This window comes from Sinorhizobium prairiense (assembly GCF_029201645.2).
Classification (GTDB): Bacteria; Pseudomonadota; Alphaproteobacteria; order Rhizobiales; family Rhizobiaceae; genus Sinorhizobium; species Sinorhizobium meliloti_A.
This window is the reverse complement of record NZ_CP104133.1, coordinates 596393-617556: the sequence shown is the minus strand read 5'-3', so window position 1 is coordinate 617556 and position 21164 is coordinate 596393. Positions and strand designations below refer to the sequence as shown.

Sequence of the window (21164 nt, the reverse complement as noted above, 5' to 3'; positions counted from 1 at the left end):
CAATACAGGCGTTTTCGTATCGATTAAAGGAATTTGTTGACATGGTGGACGATTGCCAGCATCGTGACCACCAAGGAAACGGAGTTTTCCGGACAGGAGAGGAGGCTGTCGCTCACCGGTTTCCTGCGCCCGATCGTCGGCGCAGGCGTCGGCCGGGTATGCTTTGTCAGGCGCCTCCGTCCTGCCCGGGGTCTGACAAAGGGCGAGTGTATGCTGCCATTTCTGATCAAGCGCCTGGGGTTCGCGATCCTGACCCTGTTTAGCGTGCTTACCCTGGTTTTTCTGATCGTGAGGGTTCTGCCGGGGGACCCGGCGCTCGTCATTCTCGGAGACCAGGCGAGTCCGGCCAGCATCGCTGCCCTGCATGCGCGGCTCGGCCTCGACCAGCCCGTTCTCGTGCAATACGGCCAGTTTCTCCTGCAAGCGGTGCAGGGCGACCTCGGCAAGTCGATGGTGACCGGCCGGCCGGTTTCGGAAGAAATCCTCGCAGTTCTGCCCTATACGATGGAGCTGACTATCGCGGCACTCGCCCTCGGCGTGGTGCTGGGCGTTCCCGCCGGCGTCTGGGCTGCCGTAAGGCGCAATCGCCTCCCGGACTACCTTCTGCGTTTTATCTCACTGCTCGGCCTTTCGCTTCCGGCCTTTGTCGCGGCAATCGTACTGCTGATGGTTTTTGCGATCCAGTTCCGCTGGTTTCCCGTCATCAGCGCAGGCAGCGGTGAAACGATAGCCGACCGGCTTCGGCAAATGGCGCTGCCTACACTGGCGCTTGCACTGATCATGATGGCCTACATCACCCGCGTGACCCGCTCGGCCATGCTGGAGGTGCTCAATCAGGATTTCGTGCGCACGGCACGCGCCAAGGGTGCCACCCCCGCCGCCGTGATCTGGAGGCATGCTCTCGGAAACTGCATGATCCCGATCACCACGGTCGTCGGGCTCTATCTCGGCATTCTGATCGGCAATTCGGTTCTGACGGAGATCGTGTTTTCGCGCCCCGGCCTGGGCAAGCTGATCCTCACGGCACTCACGCAGCGGGACTACACGCTGCTTCAAGGCATGATCGTCATCTACACGCTGATGGTCGTCGTCGTGAACCTGCTGACCGACCTTACCTATGGCTTTCTCGATCCGAGGGTGCAGTACAAATGACCGACGCCACCGTTACACCCTCACGGCCGATCAGCCGCAGAAGCGCCTTTCGTGACTTTGCCGCACAATTGAACGCATCGACCTGGATCGGCATGCTCATCGTTCTGGCGCTGGTCCTGGCCGCGATCTTCGCGCCGCAGCTGGCGACGCACGATCCTGCAAGTCAGAACATCATGGACCAGCTGGCCGAGCCGGGCGCAAATTTCTGGTTGGGCGCTGACCAGTTCGGTCGAGACATCTGGTCGCGGATCCTCTACGGCGCACGATACTCGCTGACCATCGGGTTCTTTGCCATCCTGACGGCGCTGATCGTCGGCACGTTGATCGGCATGATCGCCGGCTATGTCGGCGGCCGCATAGACATCGTCTTCATGCAAATCATGGATGTGGTGCTGGCTTTTCCCTCGCTCATTCTCGGCCTCGCGCTCGTGGCGTTGATGGGCGCCACGCTGACCAACATCATCATCGCGATCGCATTCACGGCAACGCCCGCTTTCGCACGCATCGCCCGTGCCGGCGTCATCACACAGCGCGACCGCGAATATGTGCAGGCGTGCCAGGCAATGGGGTTCTCGGGCCCGAGAATTCTCTTCAGGCACATCATGCCGGCGATCCTTCCCGAGGTGATGGTCATGGCCTCGCTGTGGATGGCCACTGCCGTGCGCACCGAAGCGTCTTTGGCGTTCATCGGTCTGGGGCTGGCGCCGCCGACGCCGACCTGGGGCGGCATGGTGCGCGACGGGTTCGACAACATACTGAGCTCTTTCCATCTCGCACTCGTCCCCAGCTTGGCGATCCTGCTTCTGGTCCTTGCCTTCAACCTGATCGGCGATGGCCTGCGCGATGCCATCGACCCCCGCCTTAAGGATGCCTCGTGATGGAGAAGAAGCCTGTCATTTCGGTTCGCAATCTCAGCGTCTCTTTCGGTCGCACCACGGTCGTTCATGATCTCAGCTTCGACATCGCCGCGGGGAGCACACTCGCGCTGGTCGGAGAATCCGGCTCCGGAAAATCGGTTACCTCGCTTGCCATCATGCGGCTCCTGCCCGAGCGCGTCGCACGAGCCGGAGGCTCGATAACGCTTGATGACCGTGACCTGCTGACTCTGACCGAACCGGAAATGCGGCAGGTGCGCGGCGGACGGATCAGCATGATCTTCCAGGAGCCGATGACGTCGCTGAACCCGGTCCAGCGCGTAGGCGACCAGCTCGCTGAGGTGATCCGCATCCATCAGGGGGCTCAAAGGTGCGGCGCTGAAGGAAGCAGTATTGGAGATGCTGCGGAAGGTGCGTATCCCCGACCCGGAAGCGCGCATGCACCAGTACCCGCACACCTTCTCCGGCGGAATGCGGCAGCGCGTCATGATCGCCATGGCTCTCGCCTGCGATCCCGCGCTGATCATCGCCGACGAGCCGACGACCGCACTCGACGTGACGGTTCAGGCTCAGACGCTGGCCCTGCTGAAAGACCTTCAGCGTGAGACCGGCGCTGCGGTTCTGTTCATCACGCACGACATGGGCGTCGTCGCCGAGCTGGCAGACAATGTGCTGGTCATGCGCCGGGGACGCGAAATCGAGAGCGGCACCGTCCACGAGGTCTTCTCCAATCCGAAGGACGCCTATACCCGCAGCCTGATAGAAGCCGCTCCCAGCCTCGTGGGAAAACTCAGCGAGATCAGCGTTCCTGCTCAGCCGGTGCAAGGCGTGCCGGCCTCGATCACCGGCGAAACGCCTGTACTCGACGTTACCGACCTCACCGTGCGCTTTCCCGTACGCAGTGGATTCTTCGGTCGCCTGACGGGAATGGTTCACGCGGTCGAACGTGCATCGCTCGCCATAACGAAAGGCGAAACGCTCGGTCTGGTGGGGGAGTCCGGCTCCGGCAAGTCGACGATCGGCAAGGCCGTCATAAACCTCGCACCGCTCGGTTCCGGCGATGTGCGGGTGTGCGGCCAGCGCGTGGACTATGACGATCCGCAGAGCCTCGCCCGTATGCGGCGCGACGTGCAGATGATATTCCAGGATCCCTACGGGTCGCTCGATGCCCGGCAGACGATCGGCTCTGCGATCATGGAGCCCATGCAGGTCCATGGGCTCGCCAGGGGCGCCGAAGCCTTCGAGAAGATGCAATGGCTGATGGAGCGGGTGGGCCTCGACCCTTCGCGCGCCTCGAGCCTGCCGCACGAATTCTCGGGCGGCCAACGGCAGCGCATCTGCATCGCGCGCGCACTGGCGATGTCGCCGAAGCTCATCATCGCCGACGAAGCGGTCTCCGCACTCGATGTGGCGATCAAAGGCCAGATCATCGACCTGATGATCGACCTGCAGAAGGAATTCGGCGTCTCCTATCTGTTCATCAGCCACGATATGGCCGCGGTAGAACGCATCTGCGATCGGGTGGCGGTCATGTATTTCGGCGAGATCGTCGAGATCGGCAAGACCGAGGACGTTATCGGCCGGCCGGGCCACGAATATACCAGGCGCCTGCTTTCGGCCATCCCGATCACCCATCCCGACCAGCGCGGACGGCGCCCGCCCCAGGGCGTGGACGTCACCCAGCCGCGCAGTCCCATCAAGCCACTCGCATATCAGGCCCCGGCCCCCCGCTGGTCCATGGCCTCCGAAGGGCACTTCATCCGCAGTGCGACCTGACCTCCAACGCAGAAGGACTACCGACTTGCACACGATCGAAGAGCTTGCAGCCTTTGTCGCCGGCTGCCCGGCGGCAGACATAGGGGGGCAGGCGCGTGAAGCCGCGTCGCTTCTCTTGGCCGACCTGATGGCTGCGACGGCCGCCGGCCTGCACTCGCCTCTTGCGACGGCCGCCCGCGAAGCCGCCGTCGATCTGTACGGAACCGGACCGGCGGCAGTCTGGCTGACCGACATCAACCTTTCGCCCGCCGGGGCGGCCATGGCCAATGCCGCGGCGGCCAGCGCCCTCGACATCGACGACGGCCACCGCGGTGCCGCCGGTCACGCCGGAGCAGGCGTCATCCCCGCGGCCTTGGCCGTGGGGCAGGCGTCGGGCTCGAGCGACGAGCAGATCATGAGCGCGATCGTACTCGGTTACGACGTCGCGCTGCGCGTGGCGTCGTCTCGTCCCACCTCGACCATCGACACCTACAGCAGTGGCCGCTGGGTGGGCTACGGAGCTGCCGCTGCTGCCGGACGACTGCTCGGCTTGACCGCCGGACAGCTTGCAAATGCAATGGCCATTGCCGGCGCCGAGGGGCCCATAAGCTTCCCGACCGGCAGCTCGAAATATCAGGGAACCACCGTGAAGGAGGCGATCCCGCCGGCGGTGACGGCGGGGCTTACCGGCGCCTATCGCGCACGCGCCGGAGCGACCGGCCCCCTCGACCTTCTGGACAGGCCCTCGCATTTCAAGCGCGAAATCCTGACCGGCGGCCTCGGGCAAAGCTGGTGGCTGCAGCAGTGTTATCTCAAACCCTATGCCTGCTGCCGGTACATGCACGCTGCAATCGACGCGGTTCTCCGATTGCGCCAGCCCGGCAAGGCGATCCGCAGCCTTCGGATCGAGACGTTCCCGCAGGGACTGAGGCTTTCGAACGCCCGCACGCCGAAATCGCTCGAAGCCGGGCAATACAGCTTCTACTTCAGCTGCGCTCTGGCAGCCTTGTACGGACCTTCGGCCCTGCAACCCGTCGATCCGGACCGGTTGCAGGATCCGGACGTGCTCGATCTCGCCGGCCGCATCGAGCTGGTAGCGCATGAGGACTTTGCCGGCTCGTTCCCCGAGGGCACGCCCTGCCGCGTGATCATCGATCAGGGTGAAGGTCCGCAGAGCGCCACCGTCCTCCACCCGCTCGGCGACGTCGCCAATCCGATGTCGCGCGAACAGGTGAAAGAGAAATTCCGCAGGATCGGCGCGGCAAGCGTCGACTCCGGCTGGCTGAACGACATTCTCCCGGCACTCGACGGGATTCTGGACCATGGCTTTGGGCCGCTTTTCTCCGTGCTGAACCCTCGCCAATACAATCTGAACAAACGCAACATCATGCTAATCAAGGAGGTAGCGCAATGATGCAATTCAAGTTCCCGAGGGCTCTGGTCCTGGCGGCGATTATGGCTGGCACCGCGCTCGCTCCCTTGCCGGCGATGGCCGCAAAGACGGAGCTCACTCTCGGCGCGGCAGCAGCCGACATCGGCAATCTCGATCCTCATTATTCGGCGAGCACCACCGACCGCACCCTGGTCGCCTGGATATTTGGCGGCCTGGTCCGCTTCGCTCCCGGCACGACAGACCCCGCCTCGATCGAACCGGACCTTGCCGAAAGCTGGGAATCCAGCCCCGACAAGCTGGTCTGGACCTTCAAACTGCGCAAGGGTGTCCAGTTCCACCACAACTATGGTGAAGTGACCGCCGAGGACGTCGTCTTCAGCCTGCAGAAGGCAGCGGATCCCGAGCGTTCGGCCTTCGCCACCGACTACGCCTCCTTCGACAAGATCGAGGCAGTCGATCCCTATACCGTACGCATCACGCTGAAGAACGCCATTCCGAGCGTGCTGGGTCCGTTGGCGAACTATGCCGGCGGCTTCATCGTCAGCAAGAAGGCCTACGAAGAACGGGCGGAGAGCTTCTCGCGCCGTCCGGTCGGTTTCGGTCCGTTCCAGCTCGACTCGATCGAGCCCGGCGTGGCCGTGCATTTCAGTGCCCACAAGGATTATTTCCGCGGCGCGCCGAAACTGACGAAGGTGACGTATCGCTTCCTCAATGCTGCGGCTGCCCGCGATCTGGCGTTCCTCGCCGGTGAAGTCGACGCGGCCACAGGGCTTGCGGACCCGAATTGGCTGAAACGCACCCTGGCGGTCGACGGCACCACCGTGGACATCTTCGATCCAGCCGAATTGACCGTGCTGCACATCAACACCAAGAAGGCGCCGTTCGACGACATCCGGGTCCGTCGTGCCTTGGCCTACGCCGTGGATCCGAGCCGTGTCGCCGCCTATCGCGGAACCGAATTCACCCGCGTGGGAAAGTCGGTCATTCCCTCGAACAATCTCGGCTACACCGAAGACAACGGCCTGGTAACCTTCGATGCGGAAAAGGCCAAGGCACTGCTTGCCGAGGCAGGCCATCCGGACGGCATCACGGTCAAGATGATCTCGAGCCAGCTGCCGAGCTATGAATCCTCGAACCAGATCCTTCAGGCTCAGCTTCGAGAGGCAGGCTTCAATCTCGAGCTGCAACCGGTCGAGCATGCCACGTGGCACCAGATGATCCGCCAGGACCTGAGCCCGCTCGTGACCTACGGTGCAGCCCGCTTCCCGGTAGCGGATGTCTATCTCAGCCAGTTCTTCCATTCGAACAGCGCCATCGGATCGCCCGCTGCGGTGACGAACTTCAGCCATTGCGACGTGGCCGACAAGCAGATCGAGGCAGCCCGTGTCGAAACCGATCCGGAAAAGCAGCTGGAGCTGTGGCACGAAGCACAGCGGCTGATCATCGAGGCGGTCTGCGGGGTTCCGATAACCGAGACAGCAGGTGTGTGGGCGCGGCGCAAGAACCTGGACTGGGGCTTCGACTTCAAGGGCTCGATGTCGCTCGGGCCGCTGGTGACCGAACTCACTCATTTCACGGAATAACAATCCACGGGCTGCGGGAAACCGCAGCCCAATTCATTGTGTGATGAACCCATTATGTCCAAAGAGATTTTTCCGATCTATTCCAGCCCATGCGGCTGGAACGCAATGCTCCCGAAGCGTACACCCCGCTCGCCGTTGCAGAGCGACCTTACCGTCGATTATGCCATCGTGGGTGCCGGCTACACCGGACTGGCAATCGCGCGTCGGCTCCGTGAACTCGATCCGCAGGCAAGGATTGCCGTGTTCGAGGCATCATCCGTCGGAGAAGGATCTTCGGCCCGCAATTCCGGTTTCACCGGGTCCGAAGTGCTGCCTCGCACCGCCACCCTTGCCGGCGCCGAGAAAGCGCGGCGTCAAACGGCTCTGATGAGGGAATCCTTCCACTGGCTCAAAGGCATGATTGCAGATGCCGGCATCGAATGCGAGCTGCAGAAAGTCGGATCGATCCGTGCTGCGGCGACGGAAGCCGGGGAGGCCTCGCTGAGGCAGGTCGTCGAAGTCGCGAAGGCCAACGGAATAAGCCACACGGTGCTGGGGCGGAACGAAGTAGCCGAGCGCATCGGATCGGATTATTACCGCTTCGGCATTTATCTGAACGACACCTATTTGCTGCAACCGGCAGCCCTCATTCGCGGCCTGGCCGACTCCCTGCCGAACGGCATCGATCTTTACGAAAATACGGCGGTCCAACGATTGAAGCGGAACGGCGGGGGCTGGGAGCTTCTGACCGATGGCGGCGTCGTGCGCGCGCGAAGCGTCGCTCTCGCAAACAACGGGTTCATCCGGCGTTTCGGCTATCTCAAGCTCCGCATGACCACGATCTTTACCTATGCCGCGGTGACGTGTCCGGTCCCCGAGGCAGACCTCGGCCATCTCGGCCAGTCGCCGGCATGGGGTCTCCTGCCCTCTCATCGGCTTGGGACGACTTTGCGGCGTATCGGACGCGACCGTCTCATGGTGCGCTCCCTTTATGCCCACGAGCACGAAGTGCCCGTGGAGGAGGCGTCCGCGAAGTTGCGCGACCGCTTTGTTCGGCGGTGGCCGGGTTTGGGCCATGTGGACCTGGAATATGTCTGGGGCGGCGCGACGGCGTTCACCATGAATGGCGCGCCGTGGTGGGGCAAGCTCGATGACGGCCTTTTCGCGTCCGGCGGCTGTAATGGCAGCGGGATAGCAAAGGGCACGATGCTCGGCCGGCACCTCGCCGAGCTGATGCTCGGCACCGGCGATCCGGCAAGGGTCAGCGGCGCGATGGGAACGGCCAGCCTGATCGCCCCCGAACCCTTCCGCAGTATCGGCTTCCAGATCGTCTCGGCAATCGAGAGCCGCAAAGCGGGCCTGGAAGCCTAGAGAGTTTGAACGACGCACTTCCGGACGGAAAGCCGATACGCACTTTTCCTGGAAGTACTCTAAGGGAAGAACCGATCATGAAAGTGGAACGCTTTGACGTGAACGCACGCAGAAGCCGCCTCGTGAAATACAACGGCGTCTGTTACCTCTCCGGCCAGTTTTCCGACAATGCCGGTGACGTCGCCACCCAGACGCGGGAAACGCTGGCGAAAATCGACGAGTTGCTTGCACGCGCAGGCACGGACAAGTCACGCCTGCTGACCGCCGAAGTCTGGATTACCAGCATGGCCGATTTTGCCGCGATGGATGCGGTCTGGAAGGAATGGGTGGCACCGCAGAACCCGCCAACCCGATGCTGCTGCGCCGTCGAGCTCGGCGACCCGGACATGCGGGTAGAAATCATGGTGACCGCGGCCTTCGGCGATGCGGAGGTGATGGAGCTTTAGAGCGATCCAGCGCCTAAGATCGCAAACCAGCGCGAGTGCGGGAACGCTCTGCGAACCTTCCCGCACGCACGCTTGGCCAGCTAGCTCCGGCTGCGCGACGGCACTCCGGTGACGGCGCGTTCTTCGGCAAAGTAGTCGCGCGTCAGTTGGGCGATGACCGGGGACAGGAGCAGCAACGAGATAAGGTTGGGGATAGCCATCAGTGCGTTCAGCGTGTCGGCCACCAGCCAGGCAAAGTCGAGGCTGAGGGTGGCGCCGAAGAACACCGCGACGGTCCACACGATGCGGAACGGTATCGCGCTCACGGTTCCGATCAGGTATTCCCAGCACTTCTCGGCATAATAGGCCCAGCCGAGGATCGTCGTGAAGGCGAACAATGCCAGCGAGATGGTCACGAGATAATTCCCATAGCCGGGCAGCGCCGCTTCGAAGGCCGCAGAACTCAGCACCGCTCCGGTTTCGCCCGAGGCCCAGACGCCCGACACCATGATCGCCAGACCGGTCAGGGTGCAGACGATGATCGTGTCGATGAACGTCCCCATCATGCCGATGACGCCGGAGAAAACGGGATTGGCGGTCGAGCCGGCAGCCTGTGCGATACCGGCGGTACCGAGGCCCGCCTCGTTCGAGAAGATCCCGCGCGCCACACCCATGCGGATCGCCATCAGTACAGTGGAGCCGAGGAAGCCGCCGGTGGCTGCCGTCGGACTGAATGCCTGGGTGAAGATGGTGGCGATCGCCTCGGGGATGTTGCCGGCAAAGACGATCAGGACGACGACCACACAGGTGAGATAGAAGATCGCCATAAAGGGCACGACCTTCTCGGCCACGGCGCCGATTCGCTTGATGCCGCCGAGAATCACCGCACCCGTCAAGACGGTCATCACGATGCCGCTGATCCAGGTCTCGATGCCGAAGGCGTTCTCGACCGCACTGGCGATACCGTTGGCCTGAACCATGTTGCCGATACCGAAACCCGCCAGTCCGCCGAAGATGGCAAAGGCGGTGCCCAGCCACTGCCAGTGCTTCCCGAGCCCATTCTTGATGGCGAACATCGGTCCGCCGGCGTGTTCGCCTTTGTCGTCGACCTCGCGGTATTTCACCGCTACGACGACCTCGGCGTATTTCGTCGCCATTCCGACGAAGGCGGTAATCCACATCCAGAACAGCGCACCGGGTCCGCCCACCGCGATAGCGGTAGCGACGCCGGCGATGTTGCCCGTGCCGATGGTGGCCGAGAGCGCCGTCATCAGCGCGGCGTAGGGTGTAATCTCGCCTTCGGCGGCCCTCCCGGCCTGCGGCTTTTCAAGATCATGCGGAAGCCGTAGCCCACTTTGCGGATCGGCATGAAGCCCAGGCGAAGCTGAAGATACAGACCGGTGCCAATGATCAGCACGATCATGGGCACGCCCCAAACGATGCCGTTGAGCCAGTTAAAGAATTGGTTGAGTGCTTCCACGAGACTGCTCTCCTCCCTGGTGCCTGTCTTTCCGCGAGCCTGCGCACGCCTGCGGCCTGACTAACTTCACCGGCGAATATTGCAAGCCCGTCTTGTTCATGGGCCACAGGCACCTTGATTCATTTCGATCGAGGACGCCTGGGTGTCCCCCGTCTGCGAACACGCAGGCGGTACCCGTGGAGCCGATTCGTCAGGCGCGATAGGTACATGCGGGCCCCTCGGGAGCCGCGATCATACATAGAAGTCGAGGTTGGTGAATTTCATAGTTCGAATGCTTCTATTTATGAAATTGATGATGGCCGAGAGATCGGCATAGGAAAGCGGCGCGGCCGGCACGAGATTGTCAGGACTCGGCGCGCGAACATACATACCCATCCGGTTCAGCCGGCCTTCGCAACGGGCCACCACCTGGCATCGCCGGCTTCCTCATCGGTGCCGGCGTCTCCTCTCCAATCGCGGGCAGTTGAAACCCGCAGAACAAGTCAGGGCGGAACGTCGAATCCCGCTCTCGGCGCCGCGCGCGCTTCAATCGTCGATGCGGAAGCCCACCTTCATCACCACCTGGTAATGCGCGACCTTGCCATTCACGATCTGGCCGCGGACCTGGTCCACTTCGAACCAGTCGAGATTCCGGGTCGTTTTCGAAGCACGCGAAATCGCGCCTTCGATGGCCTCGTCTATCGAGTTCGGCGAACTGCCGATCAGCTCGATCTTCTTGTAGACGTGCTCGCTCACGGTTTCCTCCTGAAGCTTCTAGGTTGATTCCAGGCTCGCCGGGTCTCCTTGTGGGAGCGGCAAGGGACGGCAGCGCGATCGCCGCCAGAGACAATCATGCCCCGGTTCGGCGCGAACCGCCAGCGTTCGGGGAAAATCGGCCTGTGCCGCGCTAGGCGGCCGGCTGCCCTCGGGTTTAAAATGCTCTATGCTCGTGTCACTGGCCATGTCCGAACGCGACGCCCCGCCAAGGCCGCGCGAACGCTCCACGAAGGAGGCGACCATGCTGCCGACCCGACGTTCCCTGCTGAGGGCGTTTCTGGCCTTGCCCGCCCTGCCCGTCGCCGATCGCGCCGCGGCGCAGCGACCCGCATTGCCGCTCACGCCCGCCTGCGACGACGATGACGACCTGACGCCCGCACTGACGGCGGGCCCTTTCTACAAGCCCGATGCGCCGCTCAGGCACGAACTTTCCGGCGACGCCCCGAACGGCGAACGCATCACCATTGCCGGCTACGTGCTCGACGGCAATTGCCGGCCGATCGCCGGCAGTCTCGTCGAAATCTGGCACGCGGACGAAACCGGCGCCTACGATACACGCGGCTATAGGCTGCGGGGTCACCACATGACCGACGAACGCGGGCGATGGTGGTTCAGCACCGTCGTCCCGGCACTCTATCCCGGCCGCACCCGCCACTATCATTTTCGGGTGCGCCGTCCCGGCGCCGCGGTCCTGACGACGCAACTCTTCTTCCCGAACGAACCTCAGAACGACCGTGATCACCTTTATACGCCGTCGCTGCTGCTTGGCATTCGCGACACGGAGGACGGCAAGTTCGGGCGTTTCGATTTTGTAGCCTGACGCGCTCGCGGAGGTGACCGGCACGGGATGAACGATCCGGCGCTTCGCTGAATCCGGAACAGATCGCCGTCGTACAGGTTCGGGCGGAGACGAGGACGAATTGATGAAGCAGAAACTTTTGGCGCAAGACGCAAGCGAACGCACCTTCATTCTCGTACTCGAGGAGGGCGACGAAGCATCCTCGGCCATTTCGGCCTTCGCAGCGCAGGCGGGCATCGCCGGCGCATCGGTGACGGCGATCGGCGCCTTCAGCAGCGCGACGGTGGGCTTCTTCCGTGTCGAAAGCAGAAATTACAGGAAGATCCCCGTAGCCGAGCAATCGGAAGTTCTGAGCGCGATCGGCGACATTGCCCGCGACGAAGCCGGCCGCCCGAGCCTGCATTTGCATGCGGTTCTGGGATTGGAAGACGGGTCGACCCGTGGCGGGCACCTTCTGGAGGGTCGCGTCCGTCCGACCCTGGAGGTCATCATCCGCGAAAGCCCGACTGGATTGCGCCGGCGCAAGCGACCGGAACTCGGGATAGCACTCATCGACCTCGACGCCGAATGAGGTTCAGCTTTTCGCGCTCGAACTCGGGTTGCGCTTATTTCTGGCCGGCACGCGCCGGCGACCTCACGGCGATCGAAGGAGCGAGAAACCGACCGGTTCCTCGCAAAGCATGCCGCCGATCTCCCGATGGCGGCAGCGCGCCCTTCCATGGACCGCACATTGTCTCCGGCAGGACGGGTCCAATTTTCACCAGGGCCGCCAGCCGCTTGACCAATAACGGCCCTTCAGATCGCTCAGCCGATCCTCGATATCGGCGATCAGGTCCTCGATGCGCGAGGAACTTCGCGAATGCCAATAGGGCCGGCTGGTTCCTGCGATGAGCAGCCCCAGAAGACCGACCACGGCGAGCGCCGTCCAGGCGGGATGTTCCCTTGCCATCTCGCCGGCCCTGCGGCCCGTATCTGCGATGGCCCTGCCGGAATAGATGCCGAGATCGGAGAGCTTTTCGGTCAGCGCATTGACCTGCTCGCGCAACGATCTGACTTCCTCTTCCATGCTTGCCTGGTCCGGAACGCCTACCGATCCGTTCTTCGTATCGACCACGCCGCGCGGTATGGTGGATCCGAGTCGCTTTTCCTGTGCCATATGCTCATCCTCCGTGTCTGGGTCCCAACTTGTCAGAGACAGCAACCCGGAAACGGCGGCCGGGGGCCGGGAGTTCCTTTTGAGGGTGAAATTGGATCTGACGAGGGGCGAGCAGGCGGATCAGGCAACCGCGACTTTGGAGTGGGATGAGGAAAAGTGTATGCGGTTTTCCACCCGCATCCCGCGTCTCAACTTCTCGGAATCGATCACGGTCATGCTTTTAGGTCGGCCCCACCCGAAAGCATCGTGATCTAAGGCCTGTCGAGACTCGGGCTACCGGCGGCGGCTTGTTTGATTTCCTCATTCCTGTGCTCGTCACAGGAATCCAGCCAGACCAAGTCCTTGGGCTGAAAGAACGCTTCCTGCGCCGCAGACGCGGCGCTGCTGGATCCCTGTGACGAGCACAGGGATGAGGAAAAAGGAGAGATTGCAGTCCTCCGATAGGCATCCTACAGCGCCGCGCGTCTTATGAGACGCGCAAATGTCGCTGTAGCACTTTGCAGCGGACGCACGGCCGGTACTCAAGGCGTTCAAGCCCATCCCGCGGCAGCCGTCATAAACTCAAAGTGAATCTCCCGAAGGCCGCGAGCAGACGAGGAGGAACCTGCGGTAGAAGAATGTCCTCAGCCTGTTTCTGAGATCGGCATTCCTGCGCTGGGCCGCCGCGATCGGGCGGCGGGACGGCAACTCTATGTTCTGGAATCCCGCCTCTTCGATCAAGGGAAGAAGTCTTTCGACGGTGAGGCCATCGCCAAAGGGCAGACGCTCCATGATCTTTGCGTGGCGTTCGCTCATAGCGCCGTCGTAATGCGGGTCATGGCCGATGATCCGCTCGAGGGCAGCCACCGCGACAGACGCCAGACGGCCGAGCGGCGTCGGTTTCGACCAGTCTCCGTCGAAGACGAGCAGCCTTCCGCCCGGCTTCAGCAGCCGGAACCATTCGGCGAAAGCCTGCTCCGGCTCCGTCAGCGTCCAGACGAGATGCCGGCAGACCACGGCATCATAGGTCTCGTCCGGCTCCATCGTGTGCTCGGCATCGGCCAGAATGAATCGAACCCTTTCGTTCCCTGCGTGCTTGCGCCGCGCCACCGCGAGCATGGCCTCGGAGAAATCGAGCGCCGTCACTTCGTGGCCGAGCGAAAGGAGCACGTTGGTCACCTCCCCCGTCCCGCAGGCGAGTTCGAGAACCTTCAGCGGCCTCGCCCCGAGTGCGCTGCGCATCGCTGCCGCCCAGGCGTCGAGCTCCGGTCCCGGCGGGATGCGATGGCCGAAGGCGAGGTCGAACGTTTCCGACCGCCTCGACCAGTATTCGCGGATATCTTCCTTCAGGTGGTGGTTGCGCATGTCCATGGGTCAGGTTCCGACGGCGGAGATTGCGGCAAGCGGACGCGGGCGTCTGGCGCGATAGCGGATGGAGCAGCTTCCGTCGAAGTCGTGCTCGACCTCGACCTCGATCCCGAACACCGCGCGGATGCGCTCGACCGTCAGTACCTCCCGCGGGGGCCCGAGCGCCACCAGCCGGCCGGCCTGCATCACCGCGATCCGGTCGCAGAACATAGCGGCGTGGTTGAGGTCATGGAGCGCTGCGACCACCGTCAGGTCCTGGCGGCGAACGAGGTCGAGCAGGCTGATCTGATGGCCGATGTCGAGATGGTTGGTCGGCTCGTCGAGGAGCAGGATCTTCGATTGCTGCGCCAGCGCCCGAGCAATGTGCAGCCTTTGCCGCTCGCCGCCGGAGAGCGTGTGCCACAGGCGATCGGCAAGATGCGCCATATCCACGTTTGCGAGCGCCGCCTCGACGATCGCATCGTCCTCCGGCGACCAGGGCGAAAGCGGCCCGAGATAGGGTGTGCGGCCGAGCTCGACCGCCTGGCGCGCCGTGATCCTCTCGCCGGTCTCGGCCTGCTGCTCGACCAGAGCGAGCCTTTGCGCGACCGTGCGGCGGCCGAGCGTCCCGATCCGAGAACCGTCCAGAAGCACCTCCCCCTTCTTCGGCTTGCGGATGCCCGATATGAGCGACATCAGGCTCGTCTTGCCTGAACCGTTCGGGCCGATGATGCCGAGGAACTCTCCCGTCTCGACCGTGAGGGAGACCTCCTTCAGGATGTCCACCCCGCCGGCCGACCATGAAACCCCGCGCGCCGAAAGCGTCATGCGCGGTCCCTCCTTTGTCCGAGTATCAACGCGAAGGCCGGAGCGCCGACGAGCGCCGTGATCACGCCGATCGGCAGGACCTGGCCGGGAATGAGAACGCGCGACAGTATGTCGGCGAGGATCATGAACACGGCGCCGATGAGCGCTGCTGCCGGCAGCAGGACACCGTGGCGGACGCCGACAAGCATGCGGGCCGCATGGGGGATGACGAGGCCGACGAAACCGATCGACCCGACGATGGATACCATCACCGCAGTCATCATCGCCGAGACGCCGACAAGCGCGAAATAGGTTCGCCTGACCGAGATGCCGAGCGAGGCAGCCGATTCCGACCCGAAGGTAAACGCGTCGAGGGGACGGGCATGCCAGAGACAGACGACGAGACCGAGAAGCGTCGCCGGCACGGCGAGCCAGGCATCCGGCCAGCGCACGCCCGAAAGATTGCCGAGCAGCCAGAACATGATGCCACGCGCCTGCTCGGCCGTGGCCGCCTTGGTGACGATGAAGGAGGTCAGTGCGTTGAAGAGCTGTGACCCCGCCACACCCGCCAGGATGATCGCCGCGGTGCCGCGGCCGGCCTTCACCGCCAGCAGGCTCACCAGGACGAAAGCGACCAGCGCGCCGATGAAGGCGCCGAGCGGCAGCGTCAGCATCCCGGCACCCACACCGAGGATGGCGACGCTGACCGCCCCTGTCGAGGCGCCGGCGGAGATGCCGAGTATATAGGGATCGGCGAGCGGATTGCGCAGCAGCGATTGCAGCACGGCGCCGGAGAGCGCGAGCGCCGCCCCGCAGGAAGCGGCCACGACCGCCCGGCTCAGTCGGTAGCTCCAGATGATGCCCTCGTCGATCGGGGCCAGCGGATAGCCGGCGTTCCACAGCCGATTCGCGACCGTCTGCGCAACGGTCTTGAACGGGATCGCCGTTTCGCCGATCGCAGCGCCCATCCAGAGTGCCGCGAACAGGATCACGAGCGCGGCGATAGCCGCGCCGACGCGTCCCGTCCCCGTTCGCCCGGCCAGGGTCAGCACGCGGCTCACTTGCCCAACCCACCCTTGGAAGCCGGCCCAGCCTTGGGCGCAAGTCCGGCCTCGGCGATGGCATCCGCCAGCGCTTCGATTCCTTCGATCGTGCGGATCGTCGGGTTCATCGCCTGCGCATCCATGTCGAACACATAGCCTTTGGCGACTGCCGGCATGAGGCTCGCCACGGGATCGGTCTTCAGGAATTCGAGTTTGGCGTCGAGGCTGTCCAGCGGGTAGCGTCGACGCTCCATGGAGCCGGCAACGATCATGGTCGGCTCGGCCTTGGCGATGGTTTCCCAGCCGACCGTCGGCCATTCGTCTTCAGTGTCGATGATGTTTTCGATTCCGAGCGCCGCCATTATGTAGCCGGGTGCGCCGTTCCTGCCGGCGACATAGGGGTCGGCATCGGCAGCGCTGGAGAACCAGAAGACCGCCGAGAGTTTGCCCCCGGCCGAGGCGACCTTGGCGCGCGCCGCCTCTTCTCGGCTTTTCAGCTCGGCCACGACCTTCTCGCCCTTGTCCTGAACATCGTAAATCTGCGCCAGCTCGCGAATTTCCCGATAGACGAGATCCATGGTGAAGACCTGCCGGCGCACGCCGTCGCTCGCCGCCGAATTCTCCTTGCCGGTGCAATCCGAAGGCGATGTGTAGACCGGAATGCCGAGCTCCTCGAACTGCTCCGGCCGCGCGACCACGCCTTCCGGGCCGACCTGCCATTGAAATTGCACCGCCACCATGTCCGGTTTCTTGGCAAGCACGCTTTCGAAGCTCGGATCGTTGTCTGCCAGGCGCTCGACCTTGGCGTTGACCTCCTCGTAACCTTCAAGGACGGGGCCGACCCAGAGGGCGGTGCCGGCGACCTTGTCCGCAAGGCCGAGCAGATAGAGGATTTCGGTGCTGCTCTGGCCGATCGAGACGGTGCGCGTCGGCGTCTTGTCGAAGGTGATCTGCCGACCGCAGTTTTCGAGTGTCAGCGGATAGGTCGTCTCGGCAGCGAAGGCGGGACGGTCAAGAGCCGCTACGCCTGTGGAAAAGGTGATGAGACCCGCAATGAGCGGTCGTTTCCAAAAGCTGTTCATGAATAGTCCCCGAATGTGAGGCCGCTATACGGCCGTGATCGTCAGCCTGCCGATCGGGTTCGATCGGACGAGTGACGGCTCGACCTCGGGGAAACTGATGAAAGCGTGCGCCGCAAGGCGCGAAAGATGGTCATGGCTTGCTCCTGTTCCGGGCATCCCCGCCCGTGACGTTGGATCTGATTTGACGGCAGGTCTCCTGGCTCGCGGACAGAAATCGCTCATCTGCCTTCCCGCGCAACGCGCGCAGTGGCTGGCGCCTGGGCGCCACGATGAACGACGATCCGCTTACAGTTGCGGGGGCAGCCACGGTTTTGGTCCCTCTTGGGTCGTCCGCACCGTGTTCCCTATTAATCCCCTCCACCTCACGGGTAGGGGAACCGTCAGGCTCAGTTAATTTAGAATGCAGCCGCCGGTCAAGGTGAAACGCGACGCCGATGCGTAGAGGTTCAATATGTTATGTTATTACACTCGTCAACAGAAAGTTATGTAATAACATTTCACAAGCGCCACGTACTGTTCCTTCAACCGGTGCCGCCGGATCGGCATCGGCCATTAGGGCTTTGGGCCATCGCATGGCCGCAGGACGATTGGTTCCCGGCTTTGCGCCGCCAGTTCGCGGCAGCCGCCGGCGTCGCAAAGCGTCCAGCCGGAGACGGTCGCTCCGGAGGCGGCCAGGACCAGCTCGGGAAGGGGCGGCAGGTCGGGCGTCCAGACCCACCAGCGGCCCTGGCGACGGGCATTGTCTCCCGGCTCCATTCCCGCACCCGAACCCTGCACGCGCGCCTCCTCGAGAACGAGACCATCGACCGTGACGGCCCAACGCTCCTGCCATTCGGTCTTCTCGACCGAATGGGTCCAGCCGAGGGTGAAGACACCCGCAGCAACGGCGACAGCCTTGCCGCCGATGATGCAGGCAAGCGCGCTCATGCCGGTTTCGCCGTCTGCCGGCCAGCCTGGCGGGCGCGCCGCCAGATCACGAAGGCGAAGAGCGCGGAGAGTGCAAAGCCGACTTCATCGGTGATCGGCAGCGCCGCCAGCAACGTGAAGGCGGCCGCGGCCGCGAGCACCCGCTCGAAAACCCCGAGCCGGACTGCGGCGAAGCCTACCACGGCGGCACCCCAGAGCGCGATCGCCAGACCGGTCTTGACGACGATATAGGCGACGGCAGCCGGATAGCCCACCGATGCGGCCATCGCGCCGCCATCCTGCAGCATCAGCGCCGGCGAATAAACGGCCATGAACGGGATGACGAAACCGGCCGCCGCCACCTTGATCGCCTGGATCGAGATCTTCAGCCCGCTTTCCCGCGCGATCGGTGCTGCCGCGAAGCAGGCAAGCGCCACCGGCGGCGTCAGATCGGCAAGAATCCCGAAATAGAAGACGAACATGTGGCTGACGATAAGCGGTACCCCGAGTTCCAGAAGCGCGGGCCCGGCGATCGACGAGGTGATGATGTAGTTCGGGATCGTCGGTATGCCCATGCCGAGTACGAGGCAGGTGACCATGGTCAGAAGCAGCGACAGAAACAGGCTTTTGCCTCCGACCGAGACGATGAACTGGCCGAAGGTATTGGCCGCTCCGGTCAGCGTCATCGTACCGATGATCACGCCGACGAGCGCGCAGGCGATCGCCACCGGAAGGGCCGTCTTGGCCCCTTCGGCAAGGGCGTCGCGACATATCACCAGGGTCTCCCGGCCGCCCTTCAGGAAGGCGTTGCCGGCAATCAGCAGCGCCAGCGCTGCGACGATCACGCCGATGCCGAACTGGAAGAAGGCGGCCGCCACGAGGCCGAGGCCGACCCAGAAGATGATGCGTATGACACCGGCGGGAAGGCCGAGCGCGAGCGAACTGCCCAGGATCAGAAGGCCGGTGAAGGCCAGGCCGACCGTACCGGCAAAAAGCGGCGTATAGCCGGAGAACAGCAGCCAGACGAGCGCGGCGAGCGGCAGGATCAGATGCCATTGTTCGAGGATTGCCGCCTTGGCCGAAGGCAGCTGGTCCCTGGGCAGGCCGAGCAGCCCGTACTTGCCGGCTTCGAGATGGACCATCCAGAAGGCGGAAACGAAATAGAGGATCGCCGGTATGACCGCCGCCTTGACGATCTCGTAATATTCGACGCCGAGCGTCTCGGCCATGATGAAGGCGACCGCGCCCATGACAGGCGGCATGATCTGCCCGCCCATCGAGGCCGTTGCCTCGACGCCGCCTGCAAAGGCCGCCCGATAGCCGAACTTTTTCATCAGCGGGATGGTGAACTGCCCGGTCGTGACCACATTCGCGACGCCGGAACCCGAAATGGTGCCCATCAGGCCCGAAGAAATGATCGCCACCTTCGCGGGTCCGCCGCGCCTGTCGCCGACGAAACTCAACGAGACATCGTTGAAGAGCCGGATCATGCCGGCTTTTTCGAGGAAGGCGCCAAACAGGATGAAAAGGAAAATATAGGTCGAGGAGACGAAGGTCGGGATGCCGTAGATGCCTTCCGTGCCATAGGCCATATGATCGATCACCTGCGAAAAGTCGTAGCCGCGGTGATCGAACGGCGGCGGCAGATACTCACCCAAAAGGCAATAGGCCAGGAACACGCCGGAAATGATCGGCAAAGCCGGCCCCATCAGCGCCCATGCTGCGGCAAAGACGACGGCGAGCGCGACGACCCCGAAGAAGATGTCGCGCGGCAGTGGATCGCCGGCACGCACCAAGAGTTCCGCATATTCGTAACACTGGTAGAAGGCGACCGCCGCGCCGAGGAAAGCAAGACTCCAGGCGATGATTTTTGCAACCGTGCCGCGGCCTGCGAGCGTCGCCAGCAGGGGAAAGACGAGAACCGTGACAAAGCCGACATGCACCACGCGCACGATCTGGCTCGCGAAATCGACGAGATGCGCCGCGGTGGCGATTTGGAACACGGAAAAGGCAAGCGCGATGGCAAACAGGATCCGTCCGTCCCATGTCGCCGGAAACGCCCGGGTCAACGCGTCGTGCCGGTGCAGTTCGGCCGACGCAGTTGCGCTTTGTTCATTGGTATTGTCGATCATGATTCCTCCCTGAATTCCTGAAGCCCGTCGCATTCAACCGAATTCCGCGACGCGCTTCAGGGTGTCTGCCTGTCGCTTTAAAACCGCTTTACGGTTTCGGGCGACATGGGTCAGAGCAGACCCTTTTCCTTGTAGTAACGCTCCGCCCCCGGATGCAGAGGAATAGGCATTCCCTTGAGCGCATCCTCGATGCGGATATTCTCCGCCGCCTTGTGAGCCGCCGTCAGGGCGGGGATGTTCTCGAAGAGCTGCTTCGTCATCTGATAGGCGGTTTCGTCGGAAACCTCCGAATGGGTGACGAGAAAGTTGACGACGGCGACCGTCTGCACGTCGCTGTCCTGCCCCTGGTAGGTGCCGGCGGGGACGGTCGCGGCGATGTAGGGCGCGCCGAGCTTGGTGGCTATCTCTTCGGGGACTGCGACCATCTGCACGTCGAGCGAGGTCGCCAGGTCCTTGAACGAAGAGACGCCGAGGCCGGCCGACTGCAGCGTCGCATCGAGCTGCCGGTTCTTCATCAGCTCCACCGATTCGGCGAAGGGCAGGTATTCGGTCTTGCCGAGGTCGTCATAACTCATGCCTGCGGCGCCGAGGATCGCCCGGGCATTCAATTCCGTGCCCGACTTCGGTGCGCCGACGGAAAGGCTCTTGCCCTTGAGATCGGCGACGGTCTTGATGCCCGACTCCTTCGACGCCATGATCTGGATATAGTTCGGATAGATGGCGGCGATACCGCGCAGCTTGTCGAGCGGTGCCTTGAAACCGGCATCCGTATTGCCTTCCCAGGCAAGCTTGACCGAATCGCCGAGCGAAAAGGCGATCTCGCCGCGCCCCTGCTGCAAGAGGTTGAGGTTCTCGACCGAAGCCTTGGTCGCCTGCACCTGCGTGCGTACGCCCTCGATCTTATCGCCATAGATCTTCGAAAGCGCGACGCCGAGCGGGTAGTACACCCCGGAAGTGCCGCCAGTCAGGACGTTGATGAACTCGGCTGCGCCCGTCGAAGCCGCGGAAAGGGCGATGGACGCACTTGCGATCGCCGCGATGGCGGCGCGTTTCAATGTTCGATTCACAGAGATTCCTCCCAATCATTCAAATCTGGCGCGGAAGACCGTTCCTCCGGAAAGGGGCCGCGGCGTACACCGGCAAG

Annotated in this window: 17 protein-coding genes, 2 pseudogenes and 1 riboswitch; of the genes and pseudogenes, 9 read left to right on the top strand and 10 right to left on the bottom strand. The window is 63.3% G+C overall.

The genetic code is table 11. The features are described from left to right. Positions 1 to 210: 210 nt before the first annotated feature. The 7 genes and pseudogenes from N0Q91_RS26165 to N0Q91_RS26135 all read left to right on the top strand — a co-directional run bounded on the left by N0Q91_RS26165 (position 211) and on the right by N0Q91_RS26135 (position 8554). Complete coding sequence (locus tag N0Q91_RS26165; RefSeq protein WP_026168699.1) at positions 211 to 1152, top strand: ABC transporter permease; 942 nt, start codon at positions 211 to 213, stop codon at positions 1150 to 1152. Continuing rightward, positions 1149 to 2030, top strand: a complete 882-nt coding sequence (locus N0Q91_RS26160) for an ABC transporter permease (RefSeq protein WP_018095972.1) — start codon at positions 1149 to 1151, stop codon at positions 2028 to 2030. The genes N0Q91_RS26165 and N0Q91_RS26160 overlap by 4 nt, the downstream gene beginning before the upstream one ends. Next, positions 2030 to 3803, top strand: a pseudogene (locus N0Q91_RS26155) (ABC transporter ATP-binding protein). Before N0Q91_RS26160 ends, N0Q91_RS26155 begins: the two are co-directional and overlap by 1 nt. A 25-nt stretch (positions 3804 to 3828) precedes the next feature. After that, positions 3829 to 5196, top strand: a complete 1368-nt coding sequence (locus tag N0Q91_RS26150) for an MmgE/PrpD family protein (RefSeq protein WP_275599576.1) — start codon at positions 3829 to 3831, stop codon at positions 5194 to 5196. Further along, positions 5193 to 6758, top strand: coding sequence for an ABC transporter substrate-binding protein (locus N0Q91_RS26145; RefSeq protein ID WP_275599575.1), 1566 nt, complete (start codon positions 5193 to 5195; stop codon positions 6756 to 6758). Before N0Q91_RS26150 ends, N0Q91_RS26145 begins: the two co-directional genes overlap by 4 nt. A gap of 54 nt (positions 6759 to 6812) precedes the next feature. Beyond that, positions 6813 to 8108: an NAD(P)/FAD-dependent oxidoreductase gene (locus N0Q91_RS26140; protein ID WP_275599574.1), complete on the top strand. Its 1296-nt coding sequence runs from the start codon at positions 6813 to 6815 to the stop codon at positions 8106 to 8108. A 77-nt stretch (positions 8109 to 8185) separates the two neighbouring features. Further along, positions 8186 to 8554: a RidA family protein gene (locus N0Q91_RS26135; protein ID WP_100670960.1), complete on the top strand. Its 369-nt coding sequence runs from the start codon at positions 8186 to 8188 to the stop codon at positions 8552 to 8554. Positions 8555 to 8634: 80 nt separating this feature from the next. Here the strand turns inward: N0Q91_RS26135 and N0Q91_RS26130 are convergent. Next, positions 8635 to 10013: pseudogene (locus tag N0Q91_RS26130) on the bottom strand (alanine/glycine:cation symporter family protein). 525 nt (positions 10014 to 10538) lie between these two features. Next, positions 10539 to 10748 carry a dodecin gene (locus N0Q91_RS26125; RefSeq protein WP_018095980.1) on the bottom strand — a complete coding sequence of 70 codons (210 nt, stop codon included), beginning with the start codon at positions 10746 to 10748 and terminating at the stop codon, positions 10539 to 10541. Positions 10749 to 11010: 262 nt separating this feature from the next. Between N0Q91_RS26125 and N0Q91_RS26120 the strand changes: the two genes are divergently transcribed. Together N0Q91_RS26120 and N0Q91_RS26115 are read left to right on the top strand one after the other, a co-directional pair. Next, positions 11011 to 11589 (top strand): dioxygenase family protein, encoded by a 579-nt coding sequence (locus tag N0Q91_RS26120; RefSeq protein ID WP_275599573.1) that lies wholly within the window; start codon positions 11011 to 11013, stop codon positions 11587 to 11589. A gap of 103 nt (positions 11590 to 11692) precedes the next feature. Further along, positions 11693 to 12139, top strand: coding sequence for a PPC domain-containing DNA-binding protein (locus N0Q91_RS26115; protein ID WP_275599572.1), 447 nt, complete (start codon positions 11693 to 11695; stop codon positions 12137 to 12139). Positions 12140 to 12325: 186 nt separating this feature from the next. Here N0Q91_RS26115 and N0Q91_RS26110 read toward each other — a convergent pair whose 3' ends face one another. The 8 genes from N0Q91_RS26110 to N0Q91_RS26075 form a co-directional block, all read right to left on the bottom strand. Beyond that, on the bottom strand, positions 12326 to 12724 hold the full coding sequence (locus N0Q91_RS26110; RefSeq protein WP_010974988.1) for a hypothetical protein: 399 nt from the start codon (positions 12722 to 12724) through the stop codon (positions 12326 to 12328). Between the two features lie 561 nt (positions 12725 to 13285). After that, positions 13286 to 14074 (bottom strand): class I SAM-dependent methyltransferase, encoded by a 789-nt coding sequence (locus tag N0Q91_RS26105; RefSeq protein WP_275599571.1) that lies wholly within the window; start codon positions 14072 to 14074, stop codon positions 13286 to 13288. 3 nt (positions 14075 to 14077) lie between these two features. Further along, positions 14078 to 14878: an ABC transporter ATP-binding protein gene (locus N0Q91_RS26100; protein ID WP_275599570.1), complete on the bottom strand. Its 801-nt coding sequence runs from the start codon at positions 14876 to 14878 to the stop codon at positions 14078 to 14080. Then, complete coding sequence (locus N0Q91_RS26095) at positions 14875 to 15918, bottom strand: FecCD family ABC transporter permease (RefSeq protein ID WP_018095987.1); 1044 nt, start codon at positions 15916 to 15918, stop codon at positions 14875 to 14877. Before N0Q91_RS26095 ends, N0Q91_RS26100 begins: the two co-directional genes overlap by 4 nt. Beyond that, positions 15915 to 16982 (bottom strand): ABC transporter substrate-binding protein, encoded by a 1068-nt coding sequence (locus tag N0Q91_RS26090; protein ID WP_275599569.1) that lies wholly within the window; start codon positions 16980 to 16982, stop codon positions 15915 to 15917. Before N0Q91_RS26090 ends, N0Q91_RS26095 begins: the two co-directional genes overlap by 4 nt. 169 nt (positions 16983 to 17151) lie before the next feature. Next, positions 17152 to 17380, bottom strand: a riboswitch (cobalamin riboswitch). A gap of 154 nt (positions 17381 to 17534) precedes the next feature. Beyond that, positions 17535 to 17909 carry a DUF1850 domain-containing protein gene (locus N0Q91_RS26085; RefSeq protein ID WP_275599568.1) on the bottom strand — a complete coding sequence of 125 codons (375 nt, stop codon included), beginning with the start codon at positions 17907 to 17909 and terminating at the stop codon, positions 17535 to 17537. Next, on the bottom strand, positions 17906 to 20020 hold the full coding sequence (locus N0Q91_RS26080) for a TRAP transporter permease (RefSeq protein WP_275599567.1): 2115 nt from the start codon (positions 20018 to 20020) through the stop codon (positions 17906 to 17908). Before N0Q91_RS26080 ends, N0Q91_RS26085 begins: the two co-directional genes overlap by 4 nt. Positions 20021 to 20130: 110 nt before the next feature. Next, complete coding sequence (locus tag N0Q91_RS26075; RefSeq protein WP_275599738.1) at positions 20131 to 21075, bottom strand: TAXI family TRAP transporter solute-binding subunit; 945 nt, start codon at positions 21073 to 21075, stop codon at positions 20131 to 20133. Positions 21076 to 21164: the final 89 nt, after the last annotated feature.